1 protein-coding gene (running past one end of the window) is annotated in these 22399 nt (G+C 71.2%); it reads right to left on the bottom strand.

What is annotated here, in order from left to right:
- Positions 1–103: 103 nt before the first annotated feature.
- A protein-coding gene (locus WA675_RS12110) for a non-ribosomal peptide synthase/polyketide synthase (RefSeq protein ID WP_336084338.1) crosses the window boundary here: on the bottom strand, positions 104–22399 show its 3' portion. 22209 nt of this gene lie beyond the right edge of the window; the window shows 22296 of its 44505 coding nt (coding positions 22210–44505); its start codon lies off the right edge, out of view; its stop codon occupies positions 104–106.

Genomic DNA, 22399 nt, shown 5'->3' with positions numbered 1-22399 from the left:
TCCGACCTCGTCGAATACACCGCGCGCCGCCCGCGACGGTTGTGTCGAGTCCAGCGGCTGACGCTCGCCTACCAGGGGCGACCTGGTAGGCGAGCGGTGGCGGCTATTCCGCGACGATCACCGTGACCTCGCCGTCGGCGGCGTCGGTGGCGTCACCGGCGACCACGAACCAGTGGGTGACCTCCCCGTCGGCCAGGTCGTCGGCGACCTCGCCGTCGGGCAGCACCGACAGGGCGCCCGCGGTGGACGCGGCCAGGAATTCCTGGACGGCGGCCGGGCCGGAGGCATGGGTGGTGTAGGTGGTGCACTCGTAGTCGATGCCGTGTTCGTCGCGGAGGCGTTCGGCCAGCGACAGCGCGGCGCTCTGGGTGAGCGTCGTGGTGGTCTCGCCGGTGGCCAGGACGAAGGCGGGGTGGTCTTCGGACAGCGGGCGGGCGCGGTCGGCGTAGGAGACGGGATGCGATGCCGCGGCGGCGATCTCGTCTTCGATGTCGGCGAGCACCAGCCACTGGCCCGCCACCCCGGCGACGGGTTCGGCGCTGATGCCGAACTCGGCGCCCGTGGCGGCGATCTCCACACCGGACAGTTCGCCAGCGAAAAGCACGGCGGCCCCGGCCTTCTGGACCGCCCAGGCAGCCAGCACCGAATCCACACCGCGCGGCAGCGAGACGGCCACCACGTCACCGGGTCCGGCGCCGCGCGAGATGAGCACGCGGGCCAGCTGCGAGGACTTGCGATCCAGTGCGCTGTAGGCGATTTCGCTGTCGCCGCGCAGCAGGGCGGGCGCCTGCGGATCGGCTTCGACGACCTCGGCGAGCACCTTGGCCACCGTCTGCGCGCCGACACCGGTGGCGACCGGAGCCGACACCGCCGCGGTCACCCCGGATTCGGCGAGCAGCTGGGCGCGTTCGCCCGCGTCGAGGATGTCGATGTTGCCGACCAGCCCGTTCGGGTTGTCCAGCAGCTCGTCGAGCACCCGCAGCAGGCGCGCGGACAGAGTGCGGACCTCGTCCTCGGTGTAGGTGCTGTGCAGGTAGCGCAGGGTGATCTCGATGGTCGACTCGGCCATCACCACCAGCGTGAGCGGGTAGTGGGTGGCGTCGTCGAGGCCGACACCGGTGACCTGCATGCCGTCGATCGAGCTCGCCGCGGTGACGGCGTCCTTGTCCATCGGGTAGGACTCGAACACCAGCAGCGTGTCGAATGCCGCCCCGGCACCGGCGACGCGCTGGATGTCGGACAGGCCCACGTAGTGGTGGCTGAGCAGGTCGGCCTGTTCGGCCTGCACCCGCTTGGTCAGCTCCTCCGCGCTGATCCGGTCGTCGATCTGGATGCGCACCGGCAGGGTGTTGATGAACAGGCCGACCATCGACTCCACGCCGGGCAGTTCGGCCGGGCGGCCGGACACGGTCGCGCCGAACACCACGTCGTCGCGGCCGGTCAGGCGGCCGACGACGATGCCCCACGCGGTCTGCAGCAGCGTGTTCACGGTGACGCCGAGCTCACCGGCGTGCTTGCTCAGCGCCCTGGTGCGGTCGTTGTCGATCTCGACGACGACCTTGCCGATCTCGTAGCGCTCCTCGGTGCGCGGCGCGGGCGCCAGCTGGGTGGGGCCGTCGACCCCGGCCAGCGCCTCGGCCCACACCCGCAGCGACACGTCGCGATCCCAGCCCGACAGGAAGGACAGGAAGTTGCGGTAGGAGGCCACGCGCGGCAGCGCGGTGAGGTCACCGTGCACCGCGTAGAGCACCAGCAGGTCGCGCATGAGCAGCGGCATGGACCAGCCGTCGATCAGGATGTGGTGCACCGTGATCGCCAGGTGCGACTGCCCCTCGCCGGTCTTGTACAGACCGAAGCGGATCAGCGGCGCGGTGGCCATGTCGAACTGGTTCGCCCGGTCGGCGACCAGCAGTTCCTGCATGCGCGGCACGCGCTCGGCCTCGGGCAGGTCGGTCAGGTCGACCTCGCGCCACGGCACCTCGAGCTCCGACATCACCACCTGCACCGGCTGACCGGCCGAGTCGGTGACGAACGCGGTCCGCAGGTTCGGGTACCGGTCGAGCACGGCCTGGGCCGCGCGGCGCAGGCGTTCGGTGTCGAGCGTGCCGGTCAGGTCGAGCACGGCCTGCACGGTGTAGACGTCGACGGTCGCCGAGCTGAGCATGGCGTGGAACATCAGGCCCGCCTGCAGCGGCGAGAGCGGCCAGACCTCGGCGAGCTCCGGGTAGTCGCCTTCCCACAGCTCGAGGTCGGTCTGCTGCACCCGCACCAGCGGCATGTCGGACGGGGTGAAACCGCCCGCGTCGGCGCGCTGCGCGTGGGTGGCCAGCGCGGTGAGCGCGGCCACGAACAGGTCGGCGAACTCCTGGGCCTGCTCGGCGGTCAGCAGGCCGGTCGGGAACGCGATGTTCGCGCCGAGCTGCGGGCCGTCGTCGCCGTCGTTGACGATGGCGTTGATGTCCAGCGTCGCGTTGGCGGGCATGTCCAGGTCCATCTCGGCGTCGAGCTGACCCAGATCGGCCACCGGCACCCAGCCCAGTTCGGCCAGTTCGGCCGGGATCTCACCGGCGGTGGCGCGACCGAGGTAGTTGAAGCTGATCTGGCCGACGCTCGGCAGCTCGGCGCCCTCGGCGGTCAGGTACTTGACCATGCCGTAGCCGATGCCCTTGTCGGGCACCGCGAGCATCTGTTCCTTGACCGCCTTGATCACGGTGCCGAGCACGGCGCCACCGGCGAAGGCGTCGTCGAGATCGGCACCGGCCAGGTCGAGCCGGACCGGGAAGGCGGTGGTGAACCAGCCGACGGTGCGCGAGAGATCCGCACCGGCGACGATCTCCTCCTGGCGGCCGTGGCCCTCCAGCTTGATCAGCGCCGCCGTACCGGATTCGTCACCACGCCACCGGGATACGGCCAGCGCGAGCGCGGTGAGCAGACCATCGTTGACACCACCGTGGTACAGGCCTGGGATGGCCGTGAGGACCGCGTCGGTGACCTCCGGCGACAGGGTGACCTGCACCCGGTCGACGGTGGCGAAGGTGTCGACCTTCGGATCGAAGGCCCGCGCACCGAGCTGCGGGTCGACCGTGGCCGAGACCTCGCGCCAGAACGGCAGTTCCGCGCGCCGCTCGCCCGCCTGCTCGACCAGGCTGTGGGCCCAGCGCCGCATGGACGTGCCGTTGGCGGGCAGCGCCACCGGCTGACCGGCCGCGATCTGACCCCAGGCCATGCCCAGGTCCGGGATCAGGATGCGCCAGGACACACCGTCGATGACGAAGTGGTGGCCGACGATGAGCAGCGCGTCGCGACGGCGCGGGCCGCCGGTGTTCTCGCCGAAGGCGAACCAGACGAACTGCACCATGGCGGCGTTCGCGGGATCGAGCCTGCCCATGGCCTCGTCGTATTCGACACTGGCCAGCTTGGACAGCTGCTCGTCGGAGACCTCACCCGGCACCTCGACCCGGCGCACCAGCGCGGCCACATCGACCTCCCCCGGCGCCAAAGCCTCGAAGACCCACCCGTTCTCGCTGTCGCGAGCGACCCGCGAACGCAGCACATCGTGGTGGTCGAACACCGCGCCGATGGTCGCGTGCAGGACCTCGTCGGTGAGGTTCTCCGGCAGACGCAGCACCATCGACTGGGAGAACCGGTCGTAGGTGGAGCCGCTCGCCAGGATCTGGCGCATGATCGGCAGCATCGGGATGTCACCGACACCGCCGCCCGCCAGTTCTTCCAGCACGATCTGATCCGCGTCACCCGCGAGGACGGCCACCTCGGCCAGACCCGCGACGCTGCGCTTCTCGAACACATCGCGCGGCTTGAACAGCACGCCACGGTCCTTGGCCCGCGAGACCAGCTGGATGGACAGGATCGAGTCACCGCCGAGGGCGAAGAACGAATCGTCCAGGCCGACCGCGTCCACACCGAGCACCTCGGCGAAGACGGTGGCGATGATGGCCTCGACTTCGCTGGTGGGCGTGCGGAATTCGCGCGGGGCGAGCACCGGCTCGGGCAGGGCGCGGCGGTCGAGCTTGCCCGCGGGGGTCAGCGGGATCTCGTCGAGCACCATGACCGCGGCGGGCACCATGTGCGCGGGCAGCTGCTGGGCGGCGTAGTCGACCAGCTCGGCCGGGTCGGCGGCCGCGCCCGGGGTGGCCCGGACGTAGGACACCAGGATGGTGGCGCCCGCGTCGGTGGTGCGGCCGATGGTGGCGGCGAACTCGACGTCGTCGTGCGCGGTGAGCACCGCGTCGATCTCGCCCAGTTCGATGCGGAAACCGCGGACCTTCACCTGGAAGTCGTTGCGGCCCACATACTCCACGACGGCCTTGCCGTTGACGGTGCGCCAGGCGACCACGTCACCGGTGCGGTAGAGCCGCTCGCCGTCGCCGTACGGGCTGGCCACGAAACGCTCGGCGGTGAGGCCGTGGCGCGCGTGGTAGCCGCGGGCCAGCGGCACGCCGCCCAGGTACAGCTCACCGGCCACGCCCTCGGGGACCGGGCGCAGGCGGTTGTCGAGCACATACACGGTCGCGCCCGCGATCGGCCCACCGATGTTCATGGTGTCGCCGGGCAGCAGCGGGTCGGACAGGTTGGTCGCGATGGTCGCCTCGGTCGGGCCGTAGGCGTTGTAGAACCGGTGCCGCGCCGGGTCGGTGTCCGCGCTGTGCCAGTTCGCCACCAGGTCGACCGGGGCCTTGTCGCCACCGACGATCAGGGCTTCCAGTCCGGCCAGCGCGGCCGGTTCCATCGACGCCGCGACCAGCGGGGTGAGGAACACGTGGGTCAGCCGCTCACCCACGATGATCTCAGCCAGTTCCTCGCCGCCGACCACGCCGACCGGCGTGATGACCAGCGCGCCCGCCGAGCCGACGGCCAGCAGGAACTCGAGGATCGAGGCGTCGAAGGACGGCGAGGCGAACGCCAGCGTGCGCGCGTCCTTGCCGAGCCCGAACTGCGCCACTTGGGCGGCGGCGAAGTTGGCCACACCCGTGTGGCTGACGACGACACCCTTGGGCAAACCTGTCGAACCCGAGGTGTAGATCATGTACGCCGGGTTGGCCGCCCGCACCGCACCGTGGCGGTCCGCGTCGGTGATCGGCGCGGCGGACTGCTCGGCCGCCTCGGTGTGCAGGGCCTTGTCGTCGAGCACCAGCCACTCGCCCGACGCGGGCGCGGGCAGGTGCCCGGCCTCGGCGGACACCGTGATGCCCAGTGCCGCACCCGAATCCGTCATCATGTGCGCGATGCGCTCGGCCGGGTACTTCGGGTCGACCGGCAGGAACGCCGCGCCCGACTTGATCACGGCCCAGATGGCGAGCGTGGTCTCCAGCGACCGCTGCATGGCGATGGCGACGACCGTCTCCGGTGCCGCACCGCGCGCGATGAGTACGCGGGCCAGCCGCGAGGAGGCCACGTCCAGATCGGCGTAGGTCAGCGAGCGGCCGACACCGGGCGCGATGATGGCCTGACCGTCCGGGTTGGCCGCCACGGCCTGGGCCAGCAGCTCGGGCAGCGTGCTCGTGGACGCGGCGGGACCGCCGGTGCGGGTGAGCAGTTCGGTGCGCTCGGTCGCGTCGAGGAGTTCGAGATCGCCGACCGGGGTGGTGGTGTCGGCGACGACCTCGGCGAGCAGACGCTGGAAACGCTGCGCGAACTTCTCGACCGTGGACTGATCGAACAGGTCACTGGCATAAGAGAACTCGGCGTAGGCACCGGCCTCGTCACCCGCGCCCGCCTCGCGGACGGTGAGCAGCAGGTCGAACTTGGCGGTGTCGACATCGAAGTCGACGGCCGAGACCGACAGTCCGGGCAGCTCGAAGCCCGCCTCGGGCAGGTTCTCGAACGACAGCGCCACCTGGAACAGCGGGTGCCGCGCGGTGGAGCGCTCCGGGTTGAGCAGTTCCACCAGGCGCTCGAACGGGATGTCGGCGTGCGCGAAGGCGGCCAGGTCGGCGTCCTTGGCCTGGGTGAGCAGCTCGGCGAAGCTGTCCTGCCCGTGCACCTGGGTGCGCAGAGCGAGGGTGTTGACGAACATGCCGATGACGTCGTCGAGTTCGGCCTCGCCACGTCCGGCGATCGGGGTGCCGACGACGATGTCCTCGGTGCCCGACAGCCGCGCCAGGAAGACCGCGAGGGCGGTGTGCACGACCATGAACAGCGTCGCGTTCTGCTCGCGGGCGATGGCGGAGAGCCCGGCGTGGATCTCGGTGGAGATCGGGAACAGCACCCGGCCACCGGCGAAGGACTGCGTGCTCGGACGCGGCCGGTCGAGGGGCAGGTTCAGCTCGTCCGGCACCCCGGCGAGGGCACGCTTCCAGTAGTCGGCCTGCTGGGAGACCAGGCTGGTCTCGTCGGCTTCGGAACCGAGCACCTCGCGCTGCCAGATGCTGAAGTCGGCGTACTGCACCGGCAGCGGCGCCCAGCCCGGCCGTTCCCCGGCGGCGCGGGCGGCGTAGGCCACCATCACGTCGCGGGTCAGCGGGGCCATGGACCAGCCGTCGGCGCTGATGTGGTGGGCGACGAAGACGAGGACGTACTCCTGCTCCGCGACGCGCATCAGCTTGGCGCGCAACGGAACTTCGTCGAGCACGTCGAAGCCGGTACCGATCAGCGCCGCGATCTCGTCGCGAACCCGTTCGGGGGCAACGGTTTCCGGAGTCAGGTCCGGAACATTGCCCTCGACCGGCAGGATCACCTGGTGCGGGGTGCCGTCGGTCATCGCGGCGCGACCGGCGGGCGCGGAGGCGGTAGCGGAGCGTGACCACGCAGCGCCCTCGGGAGCGCCGCCATCGAACACCGGGTACACCGTGCGCAGGGTCTCGTGCCGCGCGAGCACATCGGCGACGGCGAGTTGCAGCGCCTCGACATCCAGCGCGCCCGTCAGGCGGACGGCGACCGGGATGTTGTTCACCGCGGAGCTGGTGTCGAACTGGTTGAGGAACCACATGCGCTGCTGCGCGAGCGACAGCGGCACCTGGGCCGGACGCGGTCCGGCGACCAGCGCGCGCCGCCCACCGGCACCCGCGCCCTGCTCGACCTTCACCGCGAGCCCGGCGACCGTGGACGCCTCGAACAGCAGGCGCACCGGCACCCGGCTGTCCAGGGCGGCGCCGAGGCGGGCCGCGACCTGGGTGGCCAGCAGCGAGTTGCCGCCGAGGGCGAAGAAGTCGTCGTCGGCGCCGACGCGTTCGGCACCGAGCACATCCGCGAACACGCCCGCCACGATCTCCTCGATCGGGGTGGACGGCGCGCGGAACGCCTGGGCCTCGAACTCCGGTTCCGGCAGCGCCTTGCGGTCGAGCTTGCCGTTGACGTTCAGCGGCAGCGCGTCCATGACCACGAACGCGGCGGGCACCATGTACGACGGCAGGCCCTCGGCCAGCGTCGACTTCACCTGGGCCACCTCGATTTCCGCGATGCGACCGGCGGGCGCGGAGGCGGTAGCGGAGCGTGACCACGCAGCGCCCTCGGGAGCATCGCCATTCGACACAGCGCCCACCAGGTACGCGACGAGGCGGTCGCCGGTGCGCGGGTCGGACTTGGCGATCACGGCGGCCTGCGCGATCTGCGGCAGCGCCAGCAGCGCGGCCTCGATCTCCCCGAGCTCGATACGGAAGCCGCGGATCTTCACCTGGAAGTCGGTACGGCCCCGGTAGTCGAGTTCGCCGTTGTGCCAGGCCACCAGGTCACCGGTGCGGTACATGCGGGTACCGGGGGTGAACGGGTTGGCGACGAAACGATCGGCGGTCAGGTCGGGGCGGCCGAAGTAACCGCGCGCGAGCTGGGCGCCCGCCAGGTACAGCTCACCGGCGACACCGTCCGGGACCGGGCGCAGGCGCGCGTCGAGCACATAGACCTGGCTGTTCCACTCGGGTACACCGATGGAGACCGAACCCTGGTCGGCCGCGCCCACGCGATGCGAGGTGATCGAGACCGCGGCCTCGGTGGGGCCGTACAGGTTGAACAGCTCGGTGCGCGGGAACGACGTGCGCACCCGCTGGGCCAGCGCACCGGGCAGTGCCTCACCGATGGCGAGGATCCGCCACAGCGAATCGGGCATCCCGGCGGCCAGCAGCGCGTCCAGCATCGACGGCACCACGTGCAGCGTGGTGACCCACTCGCGCGACATCAGCTCGTTCAGGTACGCCGGATCGCGATGGCCCTCGGCCGAGGCGATCACCAGGCGGCCACCGCAGACGGCGGCCGACCAGAACTCCCAGACCGAGAGGTCGAAGGTGGCGGCGGTCTTGAGCAGTACCGCGTCGGCGGCGTCCATGCCGAATTCGACCAGCTTCCACTGCAACTGGTTCGCGATGGCGCCGTGCGGCACGGCGACACCCTTCGGACGGCCGGTCGAACCGGACGTGAAGATCACGTAGGCGGTGTGCGCCGGACGCAGCGGCTCGGTGCGCTCAGCGTCGGAAATCGTGGCGGCGCTGACGGATTCGAGATCGAGGTCGTCGATGCGCACCAACGGCGCGACCTCGGTGTCGAACTCGGCCTCGGCGTTGGTCAGCACGCAGACCGGTGCCGCCGTCTCGAGGATGTAGTTCGTGCGCTCGGCCGCCTGATCGGGGTCGACCGGCACGTACGCGCCACCGGACTTGGCCACGGCGTACATGGCGACGATCAGGTCCACCGAGCGGCGCAGGGCCAGCGCGACCCGCGCCTCCGGGCCGACACCCAGCGAGATCAGATGGCGGGCAAGGCGGTTGACTCGAGCGTCGAGTTCGGCGTAGGTGAGCTGGCTGCCGTCGTCGGTGACCAGGGCGGTCGCCTTCGGGTCGGCGGCCACGCTCGCGTCGAGCAGCGAGACCAGGGTGGCCTCGGTGTCGACGCGCTGCGCGGTGGCATTGCGGCCGTCGAGCAGCTGGGCGCGCTCGGCCGGGGCGAGCAGTTCGATATCGCCGACGGCGGTGCGCGGGGTGTCCACGATGGCGCCGAGCAGGCGGACGAACCGCGCCACGAAACCTTCGACCGTGGCGTGGTCGAACAGGTCGGTGGCGTAGGTGAAGATGCCCGAGATGCCTTCGGGCTCACCGGCGTCGCCGTAGCGGTCGGTGGCGATGAGGTGCAGGTCGAACTGCGAGAGCTGCGAGTCGATATCCAGACCGGACACCGTCAGGCCGGGCAGTTCCAGGGTGGCGCGGCTGAGGTTCTGGAACGACAGACCGACCTGGAACAGCGGGTGGCGCGCGGTGGAGCGGACCGGGTTGAGCACCTCGACCAGGCGCTCGAACGGCACATCGGCATTGGCGAACGCGGCGATGTCGTCCTCGCGCTGGCGGGCCAGCAGCTCGGTGAACGCCTCGCCGCCGTCGACCTTGGTGCGGAACACCAGGGTGTTGACGAACATGCCGATCATGTCGTCGAGAGCGGCCTCGCCGCGACCGGCCATCGGGGTGCCGATGGCGATGTCGTCGGTGCCGGACAGGCGGGCCAGCAGGACCGCGAGGGCGGTGTGCACGACCATGAACAGCGTGGCGCCCTCGGCGCGGGCGAGTTCGACCAGCGCGCGGTGGGTGTCGGCGTCGATCCGCACGTCGACCTTGCTGCCCGCGAAGGTCTGCACGGCCGGGCGCGGGCGGTCGGCGGGCAGGTCGAGCTGGTCGGGCAGGTCCGCGAGGGCCTGCTTCCAGTGCGCGACCTGCTTGGCCGCCATCGAGTCCGGATCGTCCTCGCTGCCGAGCAGTTCGCGCTGCCAGATGCTGTAGTCCGCGTACTGCACGGCCAGCGGCGCCCAGCCGGGCTCCTGGCCGGTGGCGCGGGCGGCGTAGGCGGTCATCAGGTCGCGGGTCAGCGGGGCGACCGAGGAGCCGTCGCCGGAGATATGGTGCACGACCAGGGCCAGGACGAACTCGTCGCTGTTCTCGACCCGGAACAGCGCGACCTTCAGCGGCACCTCGACGGTGACGTCGAAGATGGTCGACATCAGTTCCGCGACAGCCGATTCCAGTTCATCGGCGGCGACGGTGCGTTCCAGCAGTTCCGGCGCGGCCTGCGCGGGCGACAGGATCACCTGTGCCGCACCGGCTTCGGTCTGCGGGTAGACGGTGCGCAGGATCTCGTGGCGCGACACCAGGTCGGTGATGGCGGCGCGCAGCGCGGCCACGTCGAGATCGCCGGTGAGGCGCACCGCGACGGGCACGTTGTAGGCCGCCGACTGGGTGTCGAAGCGGTTGAGGAACCACATGCGCTGCTGGGCCAGCGAGAGCGGGATGTGCTCCGGGCGCGGGCCCGCGGTGAGCGCCTTGCGGTCGCCGGTCTCGGCGTGCTGCTCGATCCGCTGGGCCAGCGCGGCCACCGTGGACGCCTCGAACAGCAGGCGCACGGGGATGCGGGTGTCGAGCGCCTCGCCCAAGCGGGCGGCGACCTGCGTCGCGAGCAGTGAGTTACCGCCCCAGGCGAAGAAGTCGTCATCGAGGCCGAAGCGCTTGTCGGCGTCCAAGCGCAGGACCTCGGCGAAGGTGGCGGCCACCAGCTGTTCGCTCGGGCTGACCGGTGCGCGGAACACGGCCTTCTCGACCTCGGGCTCCGGCAGGGCCTTGCGGTCGAGCTTGCCGTTGGCGTTCAGCGGCAGGGCGTCGAGCTGGAGGAACACGGTCGGGACCATGTAGGACGGCAGTTCGGCGGCCAACGCGGCACGCAGGGCCAGCTTGTCGATGCCAGCGGTTTCGGCAGCGGCATCCGTCGCCGCGCCACCATCGGCCACGACGTCAGCACTCGCGACGGCACCGGATGCGGCGACCACGTAGGCGACCAGACGGTCACCGACCACCGGATCGGTGTGCGCGAGGACCGCGGCGGAGGTGATGCCCGGCTGACGCAGCAGCGCGGCCTCGATCTCGCCGAGCTCGATCCGGAAACCGCGGATCTTCACCTGGAAGTCGGTACGGCCCCGGTAGTCCAGTTCACCCTCGGCGTTCCAGGCCACCAGGTCACCGGTGCGGTACATGCGCTCGCCGGACGCCGAGAACGGGTCGGCGACGAACCGGTCGGCGGTCAGATCGGCACGGCCGTAGTAGCCGCGCGCCAGCTGGGCACCGGCGAGGTAGAGCTCGCCCGAGACACCGACCGGCACCGGCCGCAGGCGCGAATCCAGCACGTAGACACGGCTGTTCCACTCCGGCGCACCGATCGAGACCGACACCTTGTCGGCGTCGGTGACCGCGTGACTGGTGATCGAGACGGCGGCCTCGGTCGGGCCGTACAGGTTGAACAGCGCGGCGGTGTTGCCGGTGCGGAAGCGCTGCGCGGTGGACGCGGGCAGCGCCTCACCGATGGCCAGCACCCGGCGCAGCGTGCGCGGCAGCGCGGCACCGGATTCGGTGAGCAGCGCGTCGAGCATGGACGGCACCACGTGCAGCGTGGTGACGCCGGTGGAGCGCATGAGGTCGTTGAGGTAGGCCGGGTCGCGGTGCCCGTCGGCGGTGGCGACCACCAGGCGGCCACCCGCGACGGCGGCGGTCCAGAACTCCCAGACCGAGAGGTCGAAGGTCGCGGCGGTCTTGAGCAGCACCGCGTCATCGGCACCGATGCCGAATTCGGCCGTCTCCCACAGCAACTGGTTGACGATCGCGCCGTGCGAGACCGCCACGCCCTTCGGCTTGCCGGTCGAGCCGGACGTGAAGATCACGTACGCGGTGTTCGCGGGCAGCAGCTCGCCGCGCTCGGTGATCGCCGTGGCGCTCACGCCGCTCAGGTCGAGCTCGTCGAGAACGACCACTTCGGCTGCCGCCGTGCTGAATTCGGCACTCGCCGTGGTCAGCACGACCGCGGGCGCGGCCGTCTCCAGGATGTAGTCGGTGCGCTCGGCGGGCTGATCGGGATCGATCGGCACGTAGGCGGCGCCCGTGCGGGCCACCGCGTACATGGCGATGATCAGCTCGGCGGAGCGGCGGATGGCCAGCGCCACCCGGTCCTCGGTACCGATCCCGAGCGAGATCAGGTGCCGCGCGAGGCGGTTGACCTCGGCGTCGAGCTCGGCATAGGTGAGGGTCGCGTAGCGAGTCGATGAGGGGTGGTGGTCGGGCGACGGGTGGGCCAGCTCCCGGCGACCGGCGACGACGTCGCCATCGGCGAACCCGGCAGTGCCATCGGCGGCCAGACCGCTTCGCTCCGCCGAGAGGCCGACGGACCGCGCGGCATCGTCGGGTGTAGCGCCGTCAGGCAGGTCGGCGACCAGCGCGGCGTCGCCGAAGGCAATGCCGTCGGACCCGTCGACGACGAGCGCGATCGCATCGGGGGTGGCGGCGACCGTCGCGTCGAGCAGCGACACCAGCGTGGCATCGGCGTCGACCGCGTGCGCGGTGTCGTTCCAGGCGGTGACGATCCGGTCGGATTCCGGCGCGGTGAGCAGGTCGATGTCACCGACCGGGATGCTCGCGTCGGCGGCGACCGCGTCGAGGACCAGCAGGAAGCGGTCGGCGAAGCTCTGGACCGTCGCCTCGTCGAACAGGTCGATGGCGTAACCGAATTCGGTGACCAGCTGGGCGGGCGCGCCGTCGTCGGTGTAGCGGTCGTAGAGGGTGACGTGCAGGTCCGTCTTGGCCAGCTGCGAGTCGTAGTCCACGGCGCTGACGGTGAGGCCGGGCAGTTCGAAGGTGGTGTCGGCCAGGTTCTGGAACGACAGGCCCACCTGGAACAGCGGGTTGCGCGCGGTGGAGCGCACCGGGTTGAGCACCTCGACCAGGCGCTCGAACGGCACGTCGGCGTTGGCGAAGGCTTCCAGGTCGCGTTCGCGCACGTCGGCGAGCAGTTCGGCGAAGGTGGCGCCGGTGTCGACGGCGGTGCGGAACACCAGGGTGTTGACGAACATGCCGATCAGGTCGTCGAGTTCGCGTTCACCACGGCCCGCGATCGGGGTGCCGACGGCGATGTCGTCGGTGCCCGACAGGCGCGCGAGCAGCACCGCGAGGGCGGCGTGCACGACCATGAACAGCGAGGCGTTGTTGGCGCGGGCCAGCTCGTGCAGGGCGGCGTGGCGCTGCGGGTCGATCTCGAAGCGAATCGCCTTGCCCTGGAACGACTGCGCGGGCGGGCGCGGCCGGTCGGCGGGCAGTTCGAGCTGGTCGGGCAGCCCCGCGAGGGCCTTGCTCCAGTACGAGACCTGCTTGGCGGCAAGCGATTCCGGGTCGGTCTCGTCGCCGAGGACCTCGCGCTGCCACAGCGCGTAGTCGGCGTACTGCACCGGCAGCGGCGCCCACTGCGGCGCCTCGCCCTGCACGCGGGCCACGTAGGCGGCCATGATGTCGCGCGCCAGCGGACCCATGGAGGAGCCGTCGGCGGAGACGTGGTGCACGGTGAACGCGAGCACGTGGTCGGTCTCGTTCAGTTCGAACAGCGCGACCTTGAGCGGCACCTCTTCGGTGACGTCGAAGGTGGTCATCGCGAACTCGATGACAGTGCCTAGCAGGTTCGCCTCGTCGACCTGGATGTGGTGCACCACGGCCCGGCTCTGCGAGACGGGCAGGATCACCTGGTGCGGGCCGTCGGCCGAGCGCGGGTAGGTGGTGCGCAGCATCTCGTGCCGGGCGAACACATCGCCGATGGCCTGTTCGAGCGCGGGCACGTCGAGGTCGCCGGTGAGGCGGACCGCGAGGGGGATGTTGTCCACCGCGGAGGTGGAGGTGTCGAACTGGTTGAGGAACCAGTAGCGCTGCTGGGCCGGGGACAGCGGGATGATCGCGGGCCGCTCCCCCGCCGTCAGGCGCGGACGGGTCCGCGAACCGGCATTGTGCTCGGCGCGGGCGGCCAGCGCGGCGACCGTGGACGCCTCGAACAGGTCGCGCACCGAGAGCTGGGTGTCCAGGGCCGCGCCGATACGGGCGGTGACCTGGGTGGCCAGCAGCGAGTTGCCACCGAGTTCGAAGAAGTCGTCGTCGGCGCCGACGCGGGTCACCCCGAGCACGTCACCGAAGGTGCCCGCCACGATCTCCTCGATCGGGGTGGACGGGGCACGGAACACCTTGGCCTCGAACACCGGCGCGGGCAGCGCCTTGCGGTCGAGCTTGCCGGAGGCGTTGAGCGGGAAGGCATCCAGCACCACGAAGGCAGTGGGCACCATGTAGGTCGGCAGCGCGCCGCCCAGTTCGGTGCGCACGGCATCGAGGTCGATGCTCGCACCCGCCCCCGGGATCAGGTAGCCGACCAGTTGGTCACCGAGGCGCTCGTCGGAGCGGACCACGACCACCGACTGGGCGATGGACGGCAGCGCGGTGAGCGCCGACTCGATCTCGCCCAGCTCGATGCGCAGACCGCGCAGCTTCACCTGGAAGTCGGTGCGGCCCAGGTATTCCAGCTCGCCATCGGCGGTCCAGGCAACGAGGTCGCCGGTGCGGTACATACGGGCACCGCCTGCGGGCCGGGAGGCGGTAGCGGAGGGTGACCCCGCAGCGTCCTCGGCGACCCCGCCGTCGAACGCGGCGGCGAACGGGTCGGCGACGAAGCGGTCGGCGGTCAGGTCGGGGCGGGCGACATAGCCGCGCGCCAATTGCACACCGGCCAGGTAGAGCTCGCCGGGCACGCCGACGGGCACCGGGTGCAGACGCGAATCCAGCACGTACACCTGGGTGTTGAAGACCGGGGCACCGATCGGCACCGAGGTGGTGTCGGCGTCGGTGACCTCGTGGAAGGTGACGTCGACCGCGGCCTCGGTGGGGCCGTACAGGTTGTGCAGCGCGGCGCCGGTGAGGGCGCGCAGACGCTGGGCGGTGGGCGCGGGCAGCGCCTCACCCGAGGCGAAGACCAGGCGCAGGCTGCTGCTGATCGCCCGGCCGTCGGCCATCGCGAGGGCGGCGGACTCGGCCAGCTCGGCCACGAACACCGACATCATCGACGGCACGAAGTGCGCCGTGGTGACACCCTCGGCCGCGATGATCGCGGCCAGGTAGGCCGGGTCACGATGACCGTCGGGCTTGGCGACGACCAGGCGCGCGCCGATCTGCAAGGGCCAGAAGAACTCCCACACCGACACGTCGAACGTGGCGGGCGTCTTCTGCAACACCACATCGTCGGCGGTGAGACCGTAGGCGGCCTGCATCCACACCAGACGGTTGACGATCGCGCCGTGGCTCACCGCCACGCCCTTCGGGCGGCCGGTCGACCCCGACGTGAAGATCACGTACGCGGTGTTCTCCGGACGCAGCGGGGCGATCCGCTCGGCATCGGTGACCGGCGCGTCGGAGTACTCCGACAGATCCAGGTTCTCGATGTGCAGCGCCGTGGTGGCGCCCGCGTCGAATTCGTCGGCGGCCGTGGTCAATACGCACACCGGCGCGGCGGTCTCGAGCACGTAGTGGGTGCGCTCGGCCGGGTGGTCGGGGTCCAGCGGCACGTACGCGCCACCGGCCACGCTCACCGCGTACATGCCGATCACCAGGTCCAGCGAGCGGCGCATGCCGAGCGCGACCATGGTGTCCGGGCCCACGCCCTGGGCGATCAAGTGACGGGCCAGGCGGTTCACCTTCGCGGTGAATTCACCGTAGGACAGACTCGTCCCCTCGAAGGTGAGGGCGACCGCGTCGGGGCTGGTCAGCGCCTGTGCCTCGAACATCGACACCAGCGTGGCGGTCTCGTCGACCGGGTGCGCGGTGGCGTTCCAGTCGGTGAGTACCCGGCGGCGTTCGGCCGGGGCCAGCAACTCGACCTCACCGACCGCACGCTCGGGCGCGGCGACGACGGCCGTGAGCATCCGCACCAGGCGCTCCGACAGCGCGGCGACGGTGGCGGCGTCGAACATGTCGGTGGCGTAGGCGAATTCGGCGGCCATGCCGTCGGTGGAACCGTCGGGACGGTGCCGGTCGGCCAGATTCAGGTGCAGGTCGAACTTGGCGGTGACCACGTCCAGGGGCACCCCGGCCACCTCGAGGCCGGGCAGTTCGAAGGACGCCTCGCCGGTGTTCTGGAACGACAGCATCACCTGGAACAGCGGGTGCCGTGCCTGCGAGCGGGCCGGGTTGAGGATCTCGACCAGGCGCTCGAAGGGCAGGTCGGCGTGGCCGAAGGCGGCCAGGTCGTGCTCGCGGGTCTGGGCGAGCAGGCCGGTGAACGGCTGGGCCGGGTCGACCGCGCTGCGCAGCACCAGGGTGTTGACGAACATGCCGATGGCGTCGTCGAGCACCGCTTCACCGCGACCCGCCACGGCGGTGCCGATGGCGATGTCGTCGCTGCCGGACAGCCGCGCCAGCAGGGCCGCGAAGGCCGCGTGCACGACCATGAACAGGCTGGCGCCGTGTTCGCGGGCCAACGCGGTGAGTCCGGCGGTGAGCACCGGGTCGATCGAGAACTCGTGCACGCCACCGCGATTGGAGGCCACGGCGGGGCGCGGCCGATCGGTGGGCAGGTCCAGCTGATCGGGCAGTCCGGCCAGCGTGCGCGACCAGTAGGCCACCTGCTGGGCGATCATCGAGGACTCGTCGGTCTCCGAGCCGAGGGTCTCGCGCTGCCACAGCGCGAAGTCGGCGTACTGCACCGGCAGCGGCGCCCAGCCCGGGGCCTGGCCGCGCGAGCGGGCGGCGTAGGCGAGCATCACGTCGCGGGCCAGCGGGCGCACCGACCAGCCGTCACCGGAGATGTGGTGCACCACGAAGACCAGCACGTGAGTATCGGGGTGCGAGCCGTCCATCGAACCGGCGATGCGGAACAGCGCGGCGTGCACCGGCACCGCGGCGGTGACGTCGAAGCCGGTGAGCACCAGCTCGCTGATGCGCTCGCGCAGTTCGTCCTCGCCGACCGTGATCGGGTCGAGCGTGACGGGCGCCTCGCCGACCGGCAGCACCACCTGCACACCGTGGCCTTCGGCGGTCTCCGGGTAGACGGTGCGCAGCACCTCGTGCCGCTCGACCACGTCGGCGACGGCCTGACGCAGGGCGTCCACGTCGAGGTCGCCGGTGAGGCGGACCGCCAGGGGGATGTTGTTGACGGCGGTGGCGCTGTCGAAGCGGTTGAGGAACCACATGCGCTGCTGGGCCAGCGAGAGCGGGATCTGCTCGGGGCGCGGTCCGGCGACGAGTTCGCGGCGGCTGCCGCTGCCCGCGTGGGTCTCCACCTTGGCGGCCAGCGCGGCCACCGACGGCGCCTCGAACAGCACGCGCACGGGGACGCGGGTGTCCAGAGCGGCACCGAGGCGGGCGACGACCTGGGTGGCGATGAGCGAGTTGCCGCCGAGGTCGAAGAAGTCGTCGTCCAGGCCGACGGCGCGATCACCGGTCAGGCCGAGCACCTCGGCGAAGGTGGCGGCGACGATCTCCTCGATCGGCGTACGCGGCGCGCGGAACTCGCGGGCCTCGAACACCGGGTCGGGCAGGGCACGGCGGTCGAGCTTGCCGTTGGCGCTCAGCGGCATGGCGTCGAGCACGACGAACGCGGCGGGCACCATGTAGCTCGGCAGCTGCGCGGCCAGATGCGTACGCAGCGCGTCGATTTCGACGGTCTCGCCGGTCGCGGGCACCACATAGCCGACGAGCTGGTCGCCGGTGCGGGCATCCGAGCGCACGACCACGACAGCCTGCGCGACGCTGCGGTGCGCGGTGAGCGCGGCCTCGATCTCGCCGAGCTCGATGCGCAGACCGCGCAGCTTCACCTGGAAGTCGGTGCGGCCCAGGTAGGTGATGACGCCGTCCGCGTCGCGGCGCACGAGGTCACCGGTGCGGTACATGCGGGCGCCGCCAATACCGAACGGGTCGGCGACGAAGCGGTCGGCGGTCAGATCGGCGCGGCCGAAGTAGCCGCGCGCGAGCTGGGCACCGGCCAGGTACAGCTCACCGGCGACACCGGGCGCGACCGGGTGCAGACGCGAATCCAGCACGTAGGCCCGCGAATTCCAGACCGGGGCGCCGATCGGGACCGCGCCGTCGACCTGGTCGGCGACCGGGCCGTGGGTGGCGTGCACAGTGAACTCGGTGGGGCCGTACAGGTTGAACAGCGCCGCGTCGCTCACCTTGCGCAGGGCCAGCACCGCGTCGGAGGTGAAGGCCTCACCGGCGATCAGCAGGGCCCGCAGCGAGGACAGAGCTCCGCCCTGCATCGCGGTGTTGTCTTCGCCGTGCTCCCGGGGCTCTGCGTGGTCACGCTGCGCTACCGCCTCCGAGCCCGTCGCTCGCACGGCAGTGGCATCGATGCTGCCAGCGAATACGGTGAGCATCGAGGGCACGAAGGAGGTCATCGTGACCCGGTGCGCCGCGATGACATCCGCGAGGTACTGCGGATCGCGGTGCCCGTCCGGGCTCGCGACGACCAGACGGCCGCCGGTGCTCAGCGGGCCGAACAGCTCCCACACGGACACGTCGAAGGTGGCGGGGGTCTTGAACAGCACCACGTCGTCGGCACCGATGCCGTATTCGCCGGTGATCCAGCGGATCTGGTTCACCACCGCCGCGTGCGGCACGGCGACGCCCTTGGGGCGGCCGGTCGAACCGGAGGTGAAGATGACGTAGGCCGGGTGCTGCGGGCGCAGCGGGGCGAGGCGCTCGGCGTCTGTGACCGGGGACGCCGAGTACGCCGAGAGATCGAGCGCGTCGATCACCAGGGTCAGCGGGCCACCCTCGGCAGCACGGCGGACCGGCGCGGCGGGTTCGGCGGGGACAGCGGACGAGCTGTCACCCAGCCCGAATCCGTCGCGGGTGGTGGTGAGGACGACCACCGGCGCGGCTGTCTCCAGCACATACGCGATGCGATCCGCGGGCTGGTCCAGATCCAGCGGCACGTAACCGCCACCGGCCTCCTGCACCGCGTACGCGGCGACGACCAGGTCGATGCCGCGGCGCAGGCCCAGCGCGACCAGGGTCTCCGGGCCGACACCAGATTCGATCAGGCGATGCGCCAAACGGTGCACGCGCGCGCCGAATTCGGCGTAGGTGAGGGTCTCACCGGTGGCCGGGTCGACCAGGGCGACCGCGTCCGGGGTGGCCGCGGCCTGGCGGGCGAACTCGTCCACCAGGGTGCCCGCGCCGGGCAGCGCGTGCGCGGTGTCGTTGAATCCGCGGACGGCCAGGCCGGTTTCGACCTCGTCGAGCAGGTCGATATCGCCGACGGCGCGGCCGGGGGCGGCGGCGATCTCGGTGAGCAGGCGCGCGAATCGGGCGCCGAAGCGGTCCATGGTGTCGGCGTCGAAGAGATCGGTGGCGTAGATCAGCTCGGCGACGATGCCCGAAGGCGCGTCGGCGGGCTTCTCGGTGAGCACGACCTGGAGGTCGAACTTCGCCACATCGATCGGCAGGTCAACTCCGCTGACCGTGAGGCCCGGCAGTTCGAGGCTGGTCTGGGCGGTGTTCTGGAAGGCCAGCATCACCTGGAACAGCGGATGACGTGCCTGCGAGCGGGCCGGGTTGAGAATCTCCACCAGGCGCTCGAAGGGCAGGTCGGCATGGCCGAAGGCGGCGATATCGCTCGCCCGGACCGCGCCGAGCAGGTCGGTGAAGCTCGCCTCACCCTCGATCTCGGTGCGCAGCACCAAGGTATTGACGAACATGCCGATCAGGTCGTCGAGAGCGCGCTCGCCACGGCCCGCGATCGGGGTGCCGATGGCGATATCGGACTCACCGGACAGCCGCGACAGCAGCACGGCCAGGGCGGCGTGGGCGACCATGAACAGCGTCGCGCCCCGGGCGCGGGCCAGGTCGGCGAGCGCGGCGTGGGTGGCGGCGTCGATCTCGAAGGTGTGGGTGGCGCCGCGGCCGCTGGCGATCGCCGGACGCGGCCGGTCGGCGGGCAGGTCCAGCTGTTCGGGCAGGCCGCGCAGCTGCTCGCCCCAGAAGGCGATCTGCTGGGCGATCACCGAGGACGCATCGTCCTCGTCGCCGAGCACCCCGCGCTGCCACAGCGCGAAGTCGGCGTACTGCACCTCGAGCGGACGCCAGGCGGGCTCGGCGCCCTCGACGCGGGCGCTGTAGGCCGTCATCACGTCGCGGGTGAGCGGGCCCATGGAGAAGCCGTCGGAGGAGATGTGGTGCACCACGAGCGCGAGGACGTGCTCGGTGGGGCTCACCTCGAACAGCGCGGCCCGGAACGGCACCTCGGCGGTGACGTCGAAGGCCGTCAGCACCAGCGCCGAAAGCCGTTGCGGCAGATCGGCGGTGGTGGTCTCGATCGGCGCCAGGTCCGGGATGACCTTGCCGGTGGGCACGATCACCTGGTGGCCCGCGCCGCCGACCTCCGGGTAGTAGGTGCGCAGCGACTCGTGCCGGGCGAGCACGTCGGCCACGGCCACCTGCAGCGCCTGCCGGTCCAGCAGCCCCGACAGCCGCACAGCGGCCGGGATGTTGTCGACCGCGGACTCCGGGTCGAAGCGGTTGAGGAACCACATGCGCTGCTGGGCCAGCGACAGCGGCACCCGGGCGGGGCGCTGCTGCGGGACCAGCGGGGCGCGGCGTTCGGTGCCGGAATGGGTCTCGGCCCGCGCGGCCAGCCCGGCCACGGTGGATGCCTCGAACAGCTCGCGCACGCCGATATCGGTCTCCAGCGCGGCCGACAGGCGCGCGGCCACCTGGGTGGCGGTCAGCGAGTTGCCGCCGAGGGCGAAGAAGTCGTCGTCGAGGCCGACCCGCTCCAGGCCGAGCACGTCGGCGAAGGTGGCGGCGACGATCTCCTCGACCGGGGTGGTCGGGGCGCGGAACACCGCGGCCTCGAACACCGGCGCGGGCAGCGCCTTGCGGTCCAGCTTGCCGGAGGCGTTGAGCGGGAACTCGTCGAGCACCACGATGACCGCGGGCACCATGTAGGCGGGCAGGTTGGCGCCCAGTTCCTCGCGGGCGTCCTCGATGTCGACGGTGCGGCCGGTCGCCGGGATGACGTAGGCGACCAGCTGATCACCGGTGTGCTGGTCCCCGCGCACCACGACCACCGACTGGGCGACCTCGTCGAGGCCGGTCAGCGCCGCCTCGATCTCGCCCAGCTCGATGCGCAGACCACGCAGCTTCACCTGGAAGTCGGTGCGGCCCAAGTACTCCAGCTCACCGTGCTCGGTCCAGGCGACGAGGTCGCCGGTGCGGTACATGCGCTCGCCGTCGGTGCCGAACGGGTCGGCGACGAAGCGATCGGCGGTCAGGTCCGGCCGGGCGACGTAGCCGCGCGCCAGCTGGGTGCCCGCGAGGTAGAGCTCACCCGCGACACCCACCGGGACGGGCCGCAGGCGCGCGTCGAGGACATAGACCTGCGTGTTGAACACCGGGGCGCCGATCGGGACGGTGTCCACATCGGTGTCGACGACCTCGTGGAAGGTGACGTCGACCGCAGCCTCGGTCGGGCCGTACAGGTTGTGCAGGGCCGCGCCGGTGAGCTCGCGCAGGCGGTGCGCGGGCTTGGGCGGCAGCGCCTCACCGGAGGCGAAGACCATGCGCAGCGACTCGCAGCGGGCCGCGGCGGCGTCGGCCACGAACACCGCGAGCATCGAGGGCACGAAGTGGGTGACGGTGACGCCCTCGGCCCGGATGATCTCGGCCAGGTAGGCCGGATCGCGATGACCGTCGGGCTTGGCGACGACCAGACGCGCACCGATCTGCAAGGGCCAGAAGAACTCCCACACCGACACGTCGAAGGTGGCGGGCGTCTTCTGCAACACCACGTCCTCGGCGGTGAGACCGTAGGCGGCCTGCATCCACACCAGACGGTTCACGATCGCCCCGTGGCTCACGGCAACGCCCTTCGGGCGGCCGGTCGAACCGGAGGTGAAGATGACGTAGGCCGTGTTCGACGGACGCAGCGGCGCGACACGTTCGGCGTCGGTGACGCGGGTGTCGGCGTAACCGGCCAGGTCGAGCAGGTCGATGCGCACCTGCGCGGTGTCGATCTCCAGGTCGGTGCCCGAGGTGAGCACACACACCGGATCGGCGGTCGCCAGAATGTATTCCGTGCGCTCGGCCGGGTGATCGGGGTCCAGCGGCACGTAGGCACCACCGGCCACGGTGACGGCGTACATGCCGACGACCAGGTCGATCGAGCGACGCATGCCCAGGGCCACATAGCTTTCCGGGCCGACGCCACGGTCCACCAGCCAGCGGGCCAGGCGGTAGACCCGCTGACCGAACTCGGCGTAGGACAGACTCGTCCCCTCGAAGCTCAGCGCGGTCGCGTGCGGAGTCGCGGCGAGCTGGGTCTCGAACAGCGAGACCAGGGTGGCCCGCTGGTCGACCTCGTGCGCGGTGGCGTTCCACTCGCGCACCACCAGTTCGCGTTCGGCGGCGTCGAGCAGTTCCAGATCACCCACGGCCACATCGGGTTCGGTGGTGATAGCGGTGAGCACCCGGATCAGGCGCTCGGCGATGCGGTGCACGGTGGCCGCGTCGAACAGGTCGCTCAGGTAGCCCGCGCGAATGCGCAGCTGGGTGTCGAGCTGGGCGATGAGCGAGAGCGGGTAGTGGGTGGCGTCGGCGGCGTCCAGGCCGGTGACGGCCATGCCGTCGAT

This window comes from Nocardia sp. SSK8 (assembly GCF_037034205.1).
GTDB lineage: Bacteria > Actinomycetota > Actinomycetes > Mycobacteriales > Mycobacteriaceae > Nocardia.
Note: the sequence above shows the minus strand (reverse complement) of the source record. Positions and strands in the feature narration are given on the sequence as shown.